This window comes from Amycolatopsis sp. H20-H5, assembly GCF_035828755.1.
In the GTDB taxonomy this organism is placed as follows: Bacteria; Actinomycetota; Actinomycetes; order Mycobacteriales; family Pseudonocardiaceae; genus Amycolatopsis.
The window spans coordinates 33,029-49,386 of record NZ_JAYMZS010000061.1 but is presented as its reverse complement, the minus strand read 5'-3'; the positions used below and the strand labels follow the sequence as shown (position 1 = coordinate 49,386).

17 protein-coding genes are annotated in these 16,358 nt (G+C 69.1%); 10 read left to right on the top strand and 7 right to left on the bottom strand.

The annotated features are described in order from the left end of the window. The 3 genes from QMK34_RS28590 to QMK34_RS28580 all read left to right on the top strand — a co-directional run. On the top strand, positions 1 to 447 hold a 447-nt coding region (locus tag QMK34_RS28590), incomplete at its 5' end, for a class I SAM-dependent methyltransferase (protein WP_326417596.1). A 153-nt stretch (positions 448 to 600) separates the two neighbouring features. Next, a complete protein-coding gene (locus QMK34_RS28585; protein ID WP_326417595.1) occupies positions 601 to 1,008 on the top strand; it encodes a DUF1508 domain-containing protein in 408 nt (135 codons plus the stop codon). A 143-nt stretch (positions 1,009 to 1,151) separates the two neighbouring features. Continuing rightward, positions 1,152 to 2,261 carry a substrate-binding domain-containing protein gene (locus tag QMK34_RS28580; protein WP_326417594.1) on the top strand — a complete coding sequence of 370 codons (1,110 nt, stop codon included), beginning with the start codon at positions 1,152 to 1,154 and terminating at the stop codon, positions 2,259 to 2,261. A gap of 103 nt (positions 2,262 to 2,364) precedes the next feature. Here the strand turns inward: QMK34_RS28580 and QMK34_RS28575 are convergent, their stop codons facing one another. Together QMK34_RS28575 and QMK34_RS28570 are read right to left on the bottom strand one after the other, a co-directional pair. Next, positions 2,365 to 2,544, bottom strand: a complete 180-nt coding sequence (locus QMK34_RS28575; protein WP_326417593.1) for a DUF397 domain-containing protein — start codon at positions 2,542 to 2,544, stop codon at positions 2,365 to 2,367. After that, complete coding sequence (locus tag QMK34_RS28570) at positions 2,541 to 3,404, bottom strand: helix-turn-helix domain-containing protein (protein WP_326417592.1); 864 nt, start codon at positions 3,402 to 3,404, stop codon at positions 2,541 to 2,543. The genes QMK34_RS28575 and QMK34_RS28570 overlap by 4 nt, the downstream gene beginning before the upstream one ends. Positions 3,405 to 3,526: 122 nt before the next feature. On the opposite strand from QMK34_RS28570, the gene QMK34_RS28565 reads away from it, so the two are divergent. Continuing rightward, positions 3,527 to 3,772 (top strand): hypothetical protein, encoded by a 246-nt coding sequence (locus QMK34_RS28565; protein ID WP_326417591.1) that lies wholly within the window; start codon positions 3,527 to 3,529, stop codon positions 3,770 to 3,772. Further along, the gene (locus QMK34_RS28560; RefSeq protein WP_326417590.1) at positions 3,763 to 3,957 is read left to right on the top strand and encodes a hypothetical protein; all 195 of its coding nucleotides are present in this window, start codon (positions 3,763 to 3,765) and stop codon (positions 3,955 to 3,957) included. Before QMK34_RS28565 ends, QMK34_RS28560 begins: the two co-directional genes overlap by 10 nt. A gap of 101 nt (positions 3,958 to 4,058) precedes the next feature. Here QMK34_RS28560 and QMK34_RS28555 read toward each other — a convergent pair whose 3' ends face one another. The 3 genes from QMK34_RS28555 to QMK34_RS28545 all read right to left on the bottom strand — a co-directional run bounded on the left by QMK34_RS28555 (position 4,059) and on the right by QMK34_RS28545 (position 9,588). Continuing rightward, positions 4,059 to 5,987, bottom strand: a complete 1,929-nt coding sequence (locus QMK34_RS28555) for a S8 family peptidase (protein ID WP_326417589.1) — start codon at positions 5,985 to 5,987, stop codon at positions 4,059 to 4,061. 323 nt (positions 5,988 to 6,310) lie between these two features. Continuing rightward, positions 6,311 to 7,249, bottom strand: coding sequence for a sortase (locus QMK34_RS28550; protein ID WP_326417588.1), 939 nt, complete (start codon positions 7,247 to 7,249; stop codon positions 6,311 to 6,313). Next, a complete protein-coding gene (locus QMK34_RS28545) occupies positions 7,246 to 9,588 on the bottom strand; it encodes a hypothetical protein (protein WP_326417587.1) in 2,343 nt (780 codons plus the stop codon). Before QMK34_RS28545 ends, QMK34_RS28550 begins: the two co-directional genes overlap by 4 nt. Positions 9,589 to 9,838: 250 nt before the next feature. Between QMK34_RS28545 and pstC the strand changes: the two genes are divergently transcribed. From pstC to QMK34_RS28525, 4 genes are all read left to right on the top strand, one after another. Continuing rightward, complete coding sequence (pstC, locus tag QMK34_RS28540) at positions 9,839 to 10,828, top strand: phosphate ABC transporter permease subunit PstC (protein WP_326417585.1); 990 nt, start codon at positions 9,839 to 9,841, stop codon at positions 10,826 to 10,828. Next, the gene (gene pstA / locus QMK34_RS28535) at positions 10,828 to 11,979 is read left to right on the top strand and encodes a phosphate ABC transporter permease PstA (protein WP_326417584.1); all 1,152 of its coding nucleotides are present in this window, start codon (positions 10,828 to 10,830) and stop codon (positions 11,977 to 11,979) included. Before pstC ends, pstA begins: the two co-directional genes overlap by 1 nt. Before the next feature lie 113 nt (positions 11,980 to 12,092). After that, a complete protein-coding gene (locus QMK34_RS28530; RefSeq protein WP_442785238.1) occupies positions 12,093 to 12,884 on the top strand; it encodes a phosphate ABC transporter ATP-binding protein in 792 nt (263 codons plus the stop codon). After that, positions 12,881 to 14,425 carry a substrate-binding domain-containing protein gene (locus tag QMK34_RS28525; protein WP_326417583.1) on the top strand — a complete coding sequence of 515 codons (1,545 nt, stop codon included), beginning with the start codon at positions 12,881 to 12,883 and terminating at the stop codon, positions 14,423 to 14,425. Before QMK34_RS28530 ends, QMK34_RS28525 begins: the two co-directional genes overlap by 4 nt. Here the strand turns inward: QMK34_RS28525 and QMK34_RS28520 are convergent. Together QMK34_RS28520 and QMK34_RS28515 are read right to left on the bottom strand one after the other, a co-directional pair. After that, positions 14,412 to 15,350 carry an NADP-dependent oxidoreductase gene (locus tag QMK34_RS28520; RefSeq protein WP_326417582.1) on the bottom strand — a complete coding sequence of 313 codons (939 nt, stop codon included), beginning with the start codon at positions 15,348 to 15,350 and terminating at the stop codon, positions 14,412 to 14,414. The two genes, QMK34_RS28525 and QMK34_RS28520, sit on opposite strands and share 14 nt — an antisense overlap. 204 nt (positions 15,351 to 15,554) lie before the next feature. Next, on the bottom strand, positions 15,555 to 15,830 hold the full coding sequence (locus QMK34_RS28515; RefSeq protein ID WP_326417580.1) for a CPCC family cysteine-rich protein: 276 nt from the start codon (positions 15,828 to 15,830) through the stop codon (positions 15,555 to 15,557). A gap of 53 nt (positions 15,831 to 15,883) precedes the next feature. Here QMK34_RS28515 and QMK34_RS28510 point away from each other — a divergent pair, with 53 nt between their 5' ends. Then, complete coding sequence (locus QMK34_RS28510; protein ID WP_442785237.1) at positions 15,884 to 16,333, top strand: GNAT family N-acetyltransferase; 450 nt, start codon at positions 15,884 to 15,886, stop codon at positions 16,331 to 16,333. The last annotated feature ends 25 nt before the right edge of the window (positions 16,334 to 16,358 follow it).

Here is a 16,358-nt window from a genome sequence, read left to right as displayed (position 1 = left end):
CTCCTGCACCGTGTCGGCGGCCGGGGCATGGTCCACGGTTTCGACATCTCGACGACCATGCTGACGCGGGCCCGGCGAAGGTTCCGCCGGGAACGCGCGGCCGGGCTGCTGCGGCTGCACGACGGGTCCATCACCGCCCTGCCGATGGCCGATGGGAGTGTGGACGCGGCGATCACGATCAACACGCTGTACTTCGTCGCGGAGCTCGACGAGGCGCTCGGCGAACTCGCCAGGGTGCTCGCGCCCGCGGGCCGGGCGGTGCTCGGTGTTGGCGATCCCGTGACGATGGCGGGCGCCGGAGTGACCCGGCACGGTTTCCGGCTCCGGCCGGTGGCCGAGCTCGAGGCCGCGCTCGCCGCCGCCGGGCTCGTCGTCGAGCGCCATTCCAGGGTCGGTGCTGGTGATAGCGCTTTCCACCTGCTGATTGCCCGCAGCCATCCGGGCTAGGACGTCCAGCGCCCGGCGAATTGTTCACCGTACGGCCGTCGCGCGTTAATACTGGGCGGTAACCTTTTACCCGACTGTGCGCGATCTTGTAGGTGTGCACTGGGGAATAGCGAGTTACCATACCGGTTCGGATAGTGACCGGCGGGCACCGTCATGAAGAAAAACCCGAGATTTCAACTCGTCAGGACCGGTACCGACACGGTGCGCTGGCGACTACTCGGTGGCAACAATGTCTCGCTGGGATCGGGCGCGTGCGAGTACGCGCGCACCGAGGACTGCCTCGCCGCGATCGACTGGGTAGGCCACCACCACACCGAGCTGACCGGCGAGTTCAGCCATAGCAGCGGCGGCCGCTGGCGGTGGCGGCTGCGGTCGGACACGGAGTTGATCGCGGTCGCGAGCCACGCCTACGGCCGCCGTATCGAGGCACAACGGAGCCTGGAACGCTTTCATGCCGGCGTCGCCGAGGCGATTTCCGGACAGGAGATCGACACAATAGCGGACTGGCGGACGAAGTACGCGAGACATTCACAGGACAATTCTGAGTACGGTTCCGACTGAGCCAGGCCGCGTTTGCCGGAGATTAACCATCAAGCCATCGGGCGGGAAGGCAAACCACCGTATTCGGACAGCAAACAAAGGCGAGACTGTGCCGAGTCACGGAAAAACCGTGACGACATGGGGACTTGAGGGAGAGCTACAACATGCGTGCTCGCACTACTCGGTTTCTCGGCACGACCGCCGCTGTCGCGGTCGGCGCCGGCCTGCTGACGACCGGCGTCGCCGCCGCGACCCCGCCGGCCAACGGCCTCAAGGAGGTCGTCGCCGCCGCCGGTTCCGACACCATCTTCGGCGTCACCGGCGCGATCTTCACCGACGCCAACAAGACGACCCCGACGCCCGTGTTCAACACGGACCCGGACAACTACGTCAACATCCCGCCGGTGCTCGCCTCGGGCCAGTCCTTCACGGTCCCGGCCGACCTCTTCAACCCTGCCATCACGTACAACGCCTCCAACCCGCCGCCCGACGGCTCCGGTGCGGGCAAGGCAGCGCTCAAGGCGTCCGCCGACGCGAACAACGGCGCGATCGACCTCGCCCGCTCCTCCTCGGCGCGCAGCACCAGCGACCCGGCGACCTTCGAGTACTACGCCTTCGCGCGTGACGGTGTCACCTGGTCGTCCTCGGCCACCGGCGCGGGCGCGGGTCTCACCCTCACGCTCACCCAGCTGCGTGACATCTACCGGGGCACCATCACCAACTGGAACCAGGTCGGTGGCACCAACGCGGCCATCAAGCTCTACCTGCCGCAGGTCGGCTCCGGCACGCTGAGCTTCTTCACCGGCACGGTGCTCGGCTTCGACCCGGCGACCCTGCCGGGCGTGACCGTCCAGCGTTTCCAGGAGAACGACGCCACCTCCATCCTCGCGGCCGACCAGTCGAGCGCGATCGCCCCGTTCTCGATCGCCAGCTGGGTGGCACAGGGCAACAACGTCCTGACCAACAAGCGCGGCGGCTACACCGTCAACAAGCTGACCGGCGCCAGCTCGGACGGCTCGCCCGTCACCGGCACCTCGGGCAGCTACGCCCCGGCGTTCGCCGACGCCTTCCTGGGCGCTCGCCTGGTGTTCCACGTCCTCGACAACCGCACGAAGTCCTACAACGCGGCGAAGCGCGGCGTCGGCTTCGACACCAACGACACGGTGAACACCGCCAGCCCGCTCTGCGGCGGCAAGCTCGCCACCACCCTCACCAAGTACGGCTTCAAGACCCTCCCGGCCCAGTCCAACGGGCTGTTCTGCGTCAAGTCCTGACCCCGCCACGGTGACCGGCCCGGCGAGCAGTGCTCGCCGGGCCGGTTGTCGTACGGCTGGAAAACCCCCGGCACCAGTCCGGTGTGCCGGAAGCGTTCCAGCGCTAGTGCTTCAGCGAACCGACGAACGCGGCCCAGCCTCGGCTGCCCACGGTCAGTTCACCGCCGGTCCGGTCCTTGGTGTCCCGAACCCCGACCCGCGGCAGATCCAACGCGACCTCGACGCAGTTGTTGCCGTTCTGGCTTCGGCGTGACTTCCGCCAAGCACCTTCCGAGTGCTTCATCCAGTCCTCATTCCCTTGATGACATCGGCAATGAGCTCGGCGGATTCTTCTCGGCTCATCGCCGCCTGCATGATCAGCGTGACCGCATCGCGGTACGCCGCTATGTCCTCTTCGATGTGCAGGATCTGGCCTGACCGCCGGTTCTCCAGAAACACAATGGGCGTGCCCTGGGGTTCGCGCGGATCGATCAGGGTGAAAGCCGATTCGAGACCTGGATGCCACCCGACCGTGGACATGACCCGGATCTCGACGTTCTCCCAGGCCGAGATCTTCAGCAAATGCGCCAATTGCTGGATCATGCCCTCGGTATCGCCGATGACCTGAGTGATCGCGGCCTTGCCCAGGAACGCGACGAACCTCGCCGGGTCGGGACGTTCCTCGGGGCTGATGACATCGCGTCGACCAAGCCGCGTCGCGACACGTGTGCCGATCTCTTCAGGGGGCACCGTGCTGCCGGAGGACATGATGGCGCTGACGTAGGCACGAATCTGGGTCAGACCAGGGAGCAGATTCGGAGCGACCTCCGTGATCGTGCCCGCCTTCGCCTCGAAATCGATGAACGCGGCGTGCTGCACGGCCTGATCCGCGAGCGTGGTGGCGACCCAGGACGTCGCGTCGGCGCCGTCGAGCAGGCCGACGATCTCGTCGTACCGGTCACCCTTGACCTCGAGCCTGGACAGGATCCGGCCGAGCTCGTGCTCCTTGGGCAGGGTGTGGCCGTTCTCGATTCGCGAGAGCTGGCTCTTGCTCAGTTCCACCTGCGGCGCGAACTGCGACAGCGAAATACCACGGTCTTCGCGCGCACTGCGCAGCGCGGCACCGAGGCGCATCGCCTTCGTTGACGCGGTGTTGTCAGCCATGGAACGAGCATAAGCCACAGATTCCGCAGCTCGGACGTCACCCGATCAGGCCCTTGCCGTGCCGACGTTCCATGCGATCCAATGTTCTGGAACAGCTTGGAACGAATTGGAACGGGGTGGACGTGGCCGTATCGCTGAGCGAGTACGAGGCCCGGTTCTCCGACGAGGACAGCCGGATCCACCTCTTCCCGAAGGCCGAACTGGCCGACCCGGCCAGGTTCCTGTTCATCCCGTTGCACGACGAGGCGAACCCGTACCCACTCCAGCACGACGGCTCCGACCTGACGACGTTCGCGCCGCGCCACGCGTCACGGCTGATGTGGTGCGAGGACTGCCTGAAAAGGCGGCGGAGGTCGTTGTGGCGATAGGGCAGACCTGGTTCCGGTGGGGACCGTCGGAATTCGACCGGCGCGGCCGCCGGATCGGCGGCGAGATGCCGCTGGACCCCGTCGCGCGCGGTATCCCGCGGCACCTGACCGAGTGCGTTCGCTGGGACTTCTACGGCGAGGGCCCGCCGGTGGCCGAGTTCGACGAGGAACGCGGCGCCCCCTGAACTCCGCGCCCGAGCAGGAGTCCGGCGGGCGCGGAGAACAACGAAAGCGGCCCGGGGAGCAAGTGCTCGCCGGGCCGCTTTCCCTTACTGCGTAAGAAGTACTACTTCGGTGAGACGCCGAGCGCGGCGAGGGCCGGGCCCGCCATGATCACGCCGTTGCCGGTCACGTTGTCGTAGCCGGGCGCGCCGAGGTCGATGGCGCTGGACACGAGCGCGGTGCGGATCTGCGCCGGGGTGGCGGTCGGCTTGCCGGACAGCAGCAGCGCCGCGATGGCCGCCGCGTGCGGGGCCGCCGCCGAAGTGCCGTAGAACGGCTGGAAACCGGTCACCGAGGTGGCGACACCGTCGGCCGCGGTGATGTCCGGCTTCGCCCGGACCGCACCGCCGGTCGAGGAGAGGTTGCCGGGGGTGATCGCGGTGCCGGTGGCCGAGTAGAACTGGCGGCGCTGGCCGTCGGAGGAGAACCGCTCCCACTTGCTGGCCGAGGTGAACGTGCCGGGGAACGGACCCGCCGGGTTGGCCGGGTCACCGGCCTCGAGCGGGCGGCCGAACGCGGTGGCCGCCGGGGCCGCCGCGACGCTGAACGCGGCAGCCGCGGACGAGTGACCCGCGGTGACGCCCGCCGTGCTGAACGCCTTGAGCGAGCCCGAGGCCACGAAGCGGCCGCGGATGACGTTGAGCGCGAAGAACCGGTCGGCGCCGGAGTACTTGACCACGGCGACCTTGAAGCCGGAGCCGGTGGTCGGCACGTTCGCGATCTCGTACGGGTTCTGCGTGCCGGTCTGCGAGTTCTCGCTGGAGGCGACGACGCTGCCCGAGGAGTTCAGGATGAACAGGTCGTAGTCGTTGGCGGACTTGCCCGCCGGGTCGGACCAGAACAGGGTGACCGGCTTGCCGAGCGAGCCCGCCGAAAGCGCGTCGAAGTTCTGCGTGGCCGTGCCGGGGTCGAAGTCGTGCGGGGTGCCGGTGACGCCCGAGATCTTGGTCGACGAAGCGCGGAAGTCGCCCTCGTAGTAGCCGCTGGTGCCGTCGGTCAGGTTGCCCGAGTTGCCCGCGGAGGAGAAGTACAGCACGCCGGCGGCGGTCACTTCGTTGACGGCCTGGGCGACCGGGCCGTCCTGGAACGGCGACTCGTCGAAGTAGGCGACGTCGTCGACGATGACCGTGCACTTGCCGGTGGTGCGCAGCGCGCGGATGTTGGCGGCGAAGCTGGCCTCGCTGGTGAACGCGGTGGCGAAACCGAGCGTCGCGTTCGGGGCGAGGTCGTGGACGATCTCCAGCATCGCGGTGCCCTCGTCCCCGCTGCCCGCCTGGCCGGAGAGCACGTCGACGGCGGGCAGTTCACCGGCGGTCTGGGACTTCGACAGCGAGTTGACGCCGTCTGAGAGCACGCACACCTTGACGCCGGAACCGCTGACGCCGTAGGTCGTGCGGGCGGTGTCGGCGCCGTGCGCCTTGTCGCCTTCGGAGACCTGCGTGGCGGCGAGCGCCTTGGCAGCCAGCTGCTGACGGGCGGCGTCCCGAGTGGTCTGCGCGCCTGCCGGGGCGTCTTCGCGCCAGGTGATGGCCTGCGCGGCGGGATTGACCTCGGTGACGTCGCCGCGGGCGGCGATCTTGTCGACCGCGCCCAGTGGCAGGTCGGCGCGGACTGTGCCGTCGGGAGCCGCGTAGCGAACCGTGCCGCCCGCGGCCTTGATGGCGCTGCTGAGGGAGGAGTTCGGCGTGGCCGCGATGTCGACCGACACCGTCCCGGCGTTCGAGACGCCGAGGCCGGACTTGTACTCGGGGAGCTTGGCGGCGAGCCCGCGGTCGGCGCGCAGGCGCTTCTCGACCACCAGCTGGCTCGACTGCTTGCGCTCGGCCGGGGAGAGGCTCTGCTTGATCCCCTGGAGCGCGCTGATACCGGCTTCGGTCCGCGCGGCTTCGGCGGCGGACGCCGACGGCAAAGTGGCAGAAACGCAGGTCGACAGCAGCAAAGCGCCGGCCGCGAGCGGAACCGAGTACGTCGCAACCCGGTTGAATCTCACCATGGATTTCTCCCTGTTTCTTCTCACGCCCCGACGCGCGGAGTTATGGAGTACACCTGACCAGGTGACACCTGATCAGGTGTATTGAGAAGAAATGTAAGTAGCGATCAGCCATCGGTCCAGCGACCAAAGTCGGTATCTTCCCGATGTCCGGATACTGGATCGTGAGAAAAAAGTCCGCCCCCCACGCGTGTCGCGTCCACTGTGGACACTGACACGCGCGCAACCAAAACTGTGACCGGCCCCACAATCCGTGCCACTGCCCCTGAAGGCCACCTTCACGGCGTTTTACGCCGTGAAGGTGGCCTTCAGGGGCAATCGAGAGCTCAGGCCCAGGCGGGGAAGAGTCGCCACAGGGCGAGGGCCGCCAGTGAGGCGAGGGTGAGCAGTACTGGGCCGGTGATCACATAGGTCGATACCGGACGCCACCGGCGATACAGGACAGTCGCGCCCGCGGCGGCGGCCACGAATCCTCCGAAGGCCAGCACCAGCGAGGCCCACGCGCCACTGTCGCCGGTCCGGCCGTCCTGGGCGTCGGCCCGGCCGTTCTGCGGGGTCGGCCGGAACGGCTTGCCCTCCAGCGCCGCGGTCACCACTGTCGCCTCGGACGAGGCCAGCGGCCACCAGGACGCCGAGGTCACCAGCGTCAGCCGGTCTTCGGGGGTCTTGCCGTAATCGGCACCCTCGTCGAAGGGGCGGGTGACCTGCGCGGTCACCCGGTAGACGGACTTGCCCTGGGTGGTCGCGACGACGATCTCGTCACCGGCGGCCAGCCCGTCCAGGCTGGCGAACGGGCCGCCATAGCCGGACAGGCGCCCGGCTATCGCGGCGTTACCGGGCTGGCCGAGGCCGGAGGTGCCCGGGATGTGCCCCGGTCCGGACGCCGTCTCGGCACTGGAAGCGCCCTCGACGACGACCTGCCGCAGCTTCAGCTTCGGGACCTCCAGCACCGCGATCGGCGCGCCGAACTCGGCGGGCCCGGCGGAGGTCGCGGCGCCGAGCAGGCTCTGGCTCGCGCCGAACGCCCTGTCCAGCTCGCCGCGGAACCCGGCGAGCGCCGTGCGCTGGTCACCGGCCTGCAGCAGCGGGCCCAGCGCGTAGACCACGAGCGCGAGCGCGACCACCGTGGTCACCAGCCAGGCGAACACCGTCGCCGTGAGCCATCCCGGTCCGAAGTGGACGAAGGGAGGTTCGTCCACTTCGGACTCGGAGACCACTTCGGGCGCAGCGGGGGCGGCGTGCTTGCCCTCGGTGTGAGTGCTCATGCCGACGCCCCGCGACCGCGAGAGAACAGCGAGCCGACCGCCGCCAACGCCCTGACGAGCCAGGGCGGCACCGGCCGCCCCGCGGTCAGGTACGCCGTCGCCGAGGGCAGGGTCGCCAGGATGATCAAGGCCAGCAAGGGAATCAGCGCGCCCAGCACACCGGCGCCGGGGAACGACGGGATCCGCACGGAATCGGCCAGGTTCTTGGCGGCGAGCACACTCGCCGGGGAAGGCGCGGCCGTCTTCTCGGGCACACCGGAGGTGGCGGCGGGGACGTTGTTCGTCACCGGCGTCACCGGCGTCGCCGGGGCGGCCAGCCCGGGTGCCCCGGTTCCGGCGCCACCCGTCGCGCCGGGTGGCGTCGGGTTCTGGGCCTCTTCCTTCTGCCGGCAAGCCTTTTCGGCAGTGCCGGTGCCGATCTTGGCCACGCGGGCGAGCGCCTCTTCGAGGAGCGTCGGCGTCAGGGGTGCCAGCCCCGGAGCGAGCTTGCCCTGCCCACCCGCACGCGTCATCGCCAGGAACGTCTTCAGCTGATCCTGCTTGCCCTGCAACGGTTTACAGGTGGCGTCGATCAGCGGGTTGACCGGCGCGACGAGGTACTCGGCGAAGGTCATCGAGTACGCGTTCGGATCGGTGGCCGTACCCGGCAGCAGCGTCCCGTCCGGGCCCTCCTTCATACTCGCCGACGCGGCCTGCAGGCTCGACTCGGTCGGCGCGACGAACTTGCCCGCGGCGTTGGGCAGCGAAACCGGCGTCCAGCCGTAGGCCCTGGCGGTCGCGAGGTCGGTGACGACCCAGTTCAGGCAGCCGCTCTCGCAGAGGGCGCCCGTGCCGACCATCACCGAGTCGACGAGCTTGCGCACGGCCAGCTGGCCGACCTTGGCGTCGGTGTTGTGCTGCGAGTTCCCGGTCGGGTCGAGATTCCCGAGTTCGGTGATCACCCCCGGCGACTTCCCGGCCAGATCCCCATAAACGGCCTTCAGATCCGGGAACACCCACGAACCGGGTGCCGATTTCACCAGTGAGGCACCGAGCGTCAGCGGGACCGACCCCTTGCCCGCTTCCCCGGTCACGCCGTAGAAGCCGTTGTTGGAATCCGAACCGCCCGCCCGCACGACGGCGTTGAGGCCTTCGTTGCCGTTGACACTGACGATCTTGCCCAGCGTGGCGTTGCGCGTGACGAACGGCGAACCGTCGTGGAAGATCCCGGCGCGGCCGTCCGCGTCCGGGTTGACACCGCCGTGGGAAAGCATCTTCGCGAGTTCGTCGAACGTCATGGCGAAGGAGTCCTTCACCTGCGAGATCAACGGCGTGCCCGAGTCGTTGCGGTCGGTGGGCGACCACCCGGTCGCGGCCAGCACCGTCGCGTTCAGCCCCACCGGCACGTACTGCCGGTCCCGGACGGTCTGCGTCGCGAGGGCGCTGCCGGACCCGGTGATCGCGACGTCGGAAGCGCCGGTGTCAAAGGACTTCAGCGCGGAATCCTCGGTCTCGCTCACGATGTTGGCCGGTTGTGTGGCCCCGGTGGGCGCGCAGAGCAGCTGGTTCCAGTCGACCGTGGTCCGGCCGAACCGCTCCGGCATGCTCGCGGTGAGGGTGGACGGGCCGAGTCCGGCGCAGCCCTTGACGGCCAGTCCCGGCGCGACCGGGGTGAAGGTACGCGAGTTGTCGGCCCAGGTGACGAACGAGCCCGTGCCGTCCGCACTGGTGATCTCCAGCGCGAGGGAGCAGGGATTGTTCTCGTCGCAGGAGTAGCTGTAGAGCCGCGATCGCAGCTGGGGCGGGCCGGGCGAGACCACCGGGTTGTCCGCCCACGGGAAGTAGACGTCGTCCTTGTCGAAGCTCGTGTAGCTCGGGTCGTAGCTGACGTAGGCCGGTCGGCTGGACCCCTTCGGCACGGTGAGGTCGAAGACGATGTTGCCGGAGGTGGCACTGCGCTGCCGGTTGGCGAGCTGCGCGATCGAACGCTGTCCGGTCAGCTCGTCGCTGAACTCCTCCGCGCAGTACTGCCTCACCCGGGACAGCAGCGAGTGGTCGGGGCCCCACAGCAATTCACCCGTCGGCGAGACGCCGTTGAGCTGGAGCAGCGAGTCACGCAGGTTCTTCGGACACAACCGCATGGTCGCCGTCGCCCCCGCGGGCAGCCCCGCGATGGTGACCCGCAGCGGGTCGCCGTTCTGGACGCTCGTGAGATCGGCCGGGATCGTAGTGAGGGTGTACGGCGGCGGGGCCGGTGGATTCTCCTGGGCGGTCGCCGCGGGCACACCGGCCACACCCAGCACCGCCAGCAGAGCGCAAGCGAGCACGACGGCGAGCCGTCTCAGCGGAACGAAAAACACAGGAACTCCCCAGACCTTTCACCACACGGCGATCGGGCGCACGCCATTCCCGGCGCCGCCTCCGCCCAAGCTCCCCGAGACAGACGGCCGCGGTCAATGTCCGCGAAGACGACCTGAACGTGATTCACGAACGTCACGTCGGGTGTTCCCCGGAAGTACACCTTTCACCCGAAACGGGAACACATACTCCCGGTGATGGGGAGCGCTGAATGCTGCCCTCGTCCCCGCGTTTCCCAGAGAAAGGCCGCTCGTGACCGTCGCGCTCCCCCGGCCCGATCCGTCCCCGCCGGGCTCCCCGGTCAAACGGGCGGTCGGCGAGGTCCTCTCACGGGCCGACCGGGTCTTCCGCCGGGTGACCACCGGTGCGGGCCTGTCGATGCTCGCCATCCTGGTGGTCATCGGGTTCTTCCTGGTCTACCGCTCGGGCCCGGCCCTCGACGCCAGCGGGTTCGGCTTCTTCACCACGATCGACTTCGACGCCGCGAACGGGAAACTCGGCGTCGTCGGGCTGCTCTACGGCACGGTCGTGGTCGCGCTGATCGCGGTCTGCGTCGCCGTCCCGCTCAGCATCCTCGCCGCGCTGTACATCACCGAGTACTCCAGCGGCAAGCTGCGCGGCTTCCTCACCGGCCTGGTCGACCTGCTCGCCGCGATCCCCAGCCTGCTCTACGGCCTGTGGGGATTCAGTTTCCTTGGCCCGCGGGTCGCGCCGGTTTCGGCTTGGCTGACCGACAACCTCGGCTGGTTCCCGCCGTTCGCGCAGAAGGAAAACGCGCTGTTCATCAACTCGATGTTCATCGCCGGGCTGGTCGTCTCGCTGATGGTCCTGCCGATCACCACCTCGGTGATCCGCGAGGTCTTCACCCAGACCCCGCCCGGCGAGAAGGAGGCCGCCCTCGCGCTCGGCAGCACCCGGTGGGGCATGGTCCGGACCGTGATGCTGCCGTTCGGGCGCGGCGGGATCATCGGCGGCTCGATGCTGGGGCTGGGCCGCGCGCTGGGCGAGACGATCGCGGTTTCCCTGCTGCTGCCCCAGATCCCGCAGATCGCCACGCACGTGCTGCAGTTCGGCGGCGCCACGATCTCCGGCTACATCGCGAACAACTCCGGCGCGTCGGGGCTGGCGCTGAGCGGGTTGATGGCGGCCGGGCTGGTCCTGTTCGTGTTCACCCTCGCGACGAACTTCACCGCGTCGGTGGTCATCTCGAAGAGCCGCTCCGGCGCGGGGGTGGACGCCTGATGACCACGACCGTGACTCCCCCGCAGGCCAAGCCCAAGCCCCGGCCGCTGGTCAAACGCCGTCCCGCCGCGACGACGCGGGAGGATCGCCTGGTGTCGCTGGGCTGCGCCGTCTCGGCCACCTTGCTGACCTGGTTCGTCCTGCACCTGCTGCTGACCTCGCCCGGCCGGCTCGCCGACCTCGTCGTCGCGTACGCGCTGTACCTGGCGATGCACTACCTCGTCACCCGCGACCGGCTCGGGAAGCTCGCGGCGACCGACAGGCTGGTGTCGACCGTCGTAGTCACCGGCGCGCTGGGCCTGCTGGTACCACTGCTCTTCCTGCTCGGCTACATCGTCGTCAAGGGCGCGCCCTACCTGCGCTGGGCCTTCTTCACCCACGACATGTCCTCGGTCGCCCCCAGCGCCCCGGCGACGGACACCGGCGGCCTGCACGCGATCGTCGGCACGCTGGAACAGACCGCGCTGACGCTCGTGTTCGTCGTCCCGCTCGGCCTGCTCACGGCGGTCTTCCTCAACGAGACGCGCTCGAGGTTCCGCCGCCCCGTGCGCGTGATGGTCGACGCGATGAGCGGCCTGCCCTCGATCGTGGCCGGGCTGTTCATCTACGCGGCGCTGATCATCCCCGGTATCCAATCCGGGGTCGGTTTGTTCAGCTACAACGGTTTCATGGCCACCCTCGCCCTGACCATGGTGATGCTCCCGACCGTCACCCGCACCGTCGACGTCGTCCTGCGGCTGGTCCCGGACGGGCTGCGCGAGGCGTCGCTGGCGCTCGGCGCGAGCCGCGCCCGCACGGTCTGGTCGGTGGTCCTGCCGACGGCACGCACCGGCGTCACCACCGCGGTGATCCTCGGCATCGCCAGGGTGGCGGGCGAGACGGCGCCGCTGCTGTTCACCTCGTTCGGCGCGCTCGGGATGAACGCCGACCCGTTCTCCGATCCGCAGGAGAGCATCCCGCTGTTCGTCTACCGCTACGTCAAGGAACCACTGGAGAACGTCCAGCAGCGTGGCTACGTCGGCGCTCTCGTCCTGATCCTGCTCATCTTCAGCCTCTTCGCCATCGCCCGGATCGTCGGGCGGGACCGGTCGAAGCGGAAGTCCCGCGCCACCAAGCCGAACCGCGCACGGAACGCACAGGAGAACCGGTGACCGACACCACCTCGGAACTGTCCGCAGTGGACAGTGAGGACAACCCTTATTCGATCGGCTACCTCGACGCCGAGTACGCCGAAGGCCGCGACGCCAGCACCCGTGCGGTGACCCTGACCGGCGGCCCGCCGCCCGGCGCGGCGGAGCTGGAGTCGCGCGAGGTCGCCGCGTGGTTCGGCGACCGCCTGGTGCTCGAAGGCGTCTCGCTGCACATGCCGGCCAAGGAGGTGACCGCGCTGATCGGCCCGTCCGGCTGCGGCAAGTCGACCTTCCTGCGGATCCTCAACCGGATGCACGAGCTGGTGGGATCGGCGAGCCTGTCCGGCGAAGTCCTGTTGGACGGCAAGGACATCTACGCGGACGGGACACGGGCGCAGCAGGTCCGGCTGCGGATCGGCATGGTGTTCCAGAAGCCGAACCCGTTCCCCGCGATGTCCATCCGCGACAACGTGCTCGCCGGGCTGAAGCTCGCCGGGGTCAAATGCGACGACAAGAACGCGCTGGTCGAGCAGAGCCTCGAACGCGCGGGGCTCTGGCGCGAGGTCAGGGACAGGCTGAGCTCGCCGGGCGGCGCGCTGTCGGGCGGGCAGCAGCAGCGGCTGTGCATCGCGCGGTCACTGGCCGTGCAGCCGAACGTGCTGCTGATGGACGAACCGTGCTCGGCGCTCGACCCGACGTCGACCCGGCGCATCGAGCAGACCATCGCCGAGATCGGGCACGAGGTGACCGTGGTCATCGTCACCCACAACATGCAGCAGGCTCAGCGGGTTTCCGATCACTGCGCGTTCTTCCTGGCCGCGGAGAACGAACCCGGCCGGGTGATCGAACACGGTCCGACCGACACGATCTTCAACGCGCCTTCGGACGAGCGAACCCACGACTATGTGAACGGGCGATTCGGATGAGGGCCAGGGCCGCCACCTTCGGCACGGTGTTCGCGCTCGTGGCCGCGTTCCTGCTGGGGACCGCGCCGGACGCGCTGGCGCTCACCCGCATCACCGGTTCGGGGTCCACCTACGTGGGCCCGGCGATGAACGACTGGCAGAACGGCGCGAACTCACGCGGGATCTCGGTCAACTACGCGACGCGGGGGTCCCCCACCGGGGTCAACCAGTTCGGTGACCGGACGGTCGACTTCGGCGGGACCGAGGCCGAGGTGTCCTCCCTGCTCGCCGCCGGTGGTGGCGGGGAGTCCGCGCAGCAGCGCGGCTACCAGTACGTCCCGGACGTCGCCGGCGCGGTCGCGGTGATGTACAACGTCAAGGACGCCGCCGGGAACCAGGTCGACTACCTGCACCTGAGCCGCGAGACCATCGCGCGGATCTTCACCCGCGACATCACCCGCTGGAGCGACCCGGCGATCAGCCGGACCAACGGCGGCAAGGCACTGCCCGACCAGCCGATCACGTTGCTCGGCCGGACCGGCCAGTCGGGCACCACGGCGTTGTTCTACGACTTCATCGCGAAGTCGGCGCCGGGGCCCTACCAGGCTTTCGTTTCGCGTAACGTCGCCAACGGGATGGGCAACCTGCCCGACGGGGTCCGCCCGATCCAGCTGCCCACCAAGGGCGCGGACGCCGATTTCTACCGGCTGTTCGCCGACTCCGAGCAGATCGCGACCGCGGTGGCGCAGAACAACGTGCCGTTCTCGATCGGCTACGACGAGTTCAGCTACGCGCTGCGGTACCACGCGCCGACGGCGTGGGTGGAGAACGCGGGCGGGCAGTACACCCAGCCGTTCGCGGAGAACATCGCGGCCGCGCTCACCCGCGCGGAGCTGCGGCCGGACCTCAGCCAGAAGCTCGACGGGGTGTACGCGAACGCGGACAAGAAGACGTACCCGATCTCGGCGTACTCGTACGTCATGATGCCGTGCACCAACGGCCGCGACACCTGCCGCGGCGGCTACGACGACCCGGCGAAGGCCGACACGATGATCGCGTTCCTGGAGCACATCGCCTGCGACGGCCAGCTCAACATGGCACGGATCGGCTACTCGCCGCTGCCGGTCAACCTCTCGCAGGAGATCATGAACGCCAACTCCCGGCTGACCGGGAAACCGGCCAAACAGCTGACCCCGGACAACTGCGCGAACCCGACGTTCCACGGCAGTCTCGGCGCGGGCGCGGCCAGCCCGGCCGACCCGTTCGAAAAGCTCGGCGGGGTCGCGGCGCTCACCAATGGCGGCAAGGGCGGGGACGCCGCGAAGACCAGCGCGGCGCCCACCACGGGCCCGTCGTCGAGCGCGGGCACGGCCACGGTGCAGGCCAAGCCGGACGAGGACCTGGCCAACGGCGGCTCGAAAGACTGGCGCGAAGCCGATCCCGCCGCCTATGACGGCGGCGGGATCGGCGGTTTCGGCGGCTGGGCGGCATTGGTGCTGTTCGCCGCCATCGTTACCCCGCTGGTGGTCCGCGGGGCCATCCGCAAGATCAGGGGAACGTGAGCACGATCTTCCCCCGGCCGTGGCCCGTCTCGATCTCGCGGTGGGCCGCGGCCGCTTCGAGGTACGGATAGGCGTGCCGCACGTGGAACCTCAAGTCCCCCTTGGCATACAGCGCGGCCAGCTCGGCGAGCCTGGCACCGGAGCGCGTCCCGGTGGTGGTCCGGATCCCCAGGCCCGGCGCCTTGCCGTGCTCGACCAGCGTGAGGATGCGGTCCCGGTCCTCGACGAGTTCGAGCGAGAGATCGAGTGCCACCCCGCCCGCGCCGTCGAGCACCGCGTCGATCCCCTGCGGCGCCGCCGCCTGGATCCGGCCGCGCAGGCCGTCGCCGTACACCAGCGCAGTCGCGCCGAGTGACGCGACGTACTCCTGGTTGGCCTCACTGGCCGTGCCCAGCACCGTCGCTCCCTTGTGGACAGCCAGCTGGACGGCCGCCGTGCCCACGGAACCCGCGGCGGCGTGGATCAGCAGCGTGTCGCCCTCGCCCACCCGGAGGTTGTCCAGCGCGAGATGCGCGGTCTGCGTCCCGGCGGTGAAACCGCCCGCAACCTCCCACGGCATGTCCGGCGGCTTCGGCGTGACGTCGCCCGCCGGGACGACCACATACTCGGCGTAGGCGTTGACCACGGTGAACCCGAGAACCTCCGTGCCCACGGCAAGATCGACACGGTCGGCACGGTCGGCGAGATCGGCACCCCCAGCGCCCACCTCGTCCACGACTCCGGCGAACTCGTTCCCGGGCACCCGCGGCCACCGCAGGGCGACCCCCGGCGGCTCCCACCCCGCCCGCACGGCGGCGTCGAAGGGCTGCACGCCCGCCGCCCTGACCCGCACCCGGACCTCTCCCGGCCCCGCGTGCGGGTCCTCGAGATCCATGACCCGCAACACCTCCGGGCCCCCTGATTCGGTGAAGACCACCGCTTTCATCTGTGCCGCCTCCGTTGTGTCCGGTATTACCGCAACGAGGACGATCGTGGTACCTCTACATAACTTGAGGTCAAGGGCCACGCGAAAACGGGTCCGGCGACGCACACGCAACGTGCTTGCACGTCACCCTGAGTGAAGTGTCATGAAAGGGTCTTTCCTGACACTTTTTGCCCTGAAAGACCCTTTCATGACACTCGAAACGCGTTAGGCGAGGGGATGCTCCGAGTCGCGCGGCTCCCGGACCTTCACCCGCCACCGCTCCTCAGAAGCCCCGAAACGCGCGAAGTTGCGGCGGGCCTCGGTGAGGGTCAGGGGGCCGTTGGGGCCGCCGCGCACCTCGCCTGCGTCGTGGTCGTCCTGGCCGTCGTCCTCCCAGAAACACACCGGGCAGATCTGGAAGCCGCCACGCTCGTCGAGCGTGCGGTAGCCACAACACGGGCAGCGGTACGGGCCAACCTCGTGGCCCAGCGGAACATTCACGCCGGACATCCTAGGGCCGCGTTTTTGTCGGTGCCGCGTCCTAGGCTGCCACCGTGACCTCCCATCGCATCATCCGCGCCGCCGCCCGGCACGCCGAAGACCTCACGGCCCTCATGCACAGCTCGTCGGCGTACGGGGGCGAGTACGCGTCGATCCTCGAGGGCTACCGCGTCACCGAGGAGTACGTCGAGGCGAACCCGGTGTACCTCGCCGAGGCTCAGCGCCAGGTCATCGGGTTCTACGGCCTGATCGAGGAGCCCGCCGAGCTGGATATCCTGTTCGTGGCGGACTCCGCGCAGGGTTCGGGGATCGGCGCCTGGCTGCTCGAACACCTCTTCGGCCAGGCGCGTGAGCGGGGCATCACGGCCGTGCGCGTGGTGTCCCACCCACCGGCGACCGGCTTCTACCAGCGGATGGGCGCCCGGCAGGTCGGCGTCGTGCCGCCCAGCCCGCCTAAGATCACTTGGGAGCGCCCGGAACTGGTCTTCGACGTCCCCGGCTGAGGCGCGAACACGTTCTGTCACAGGC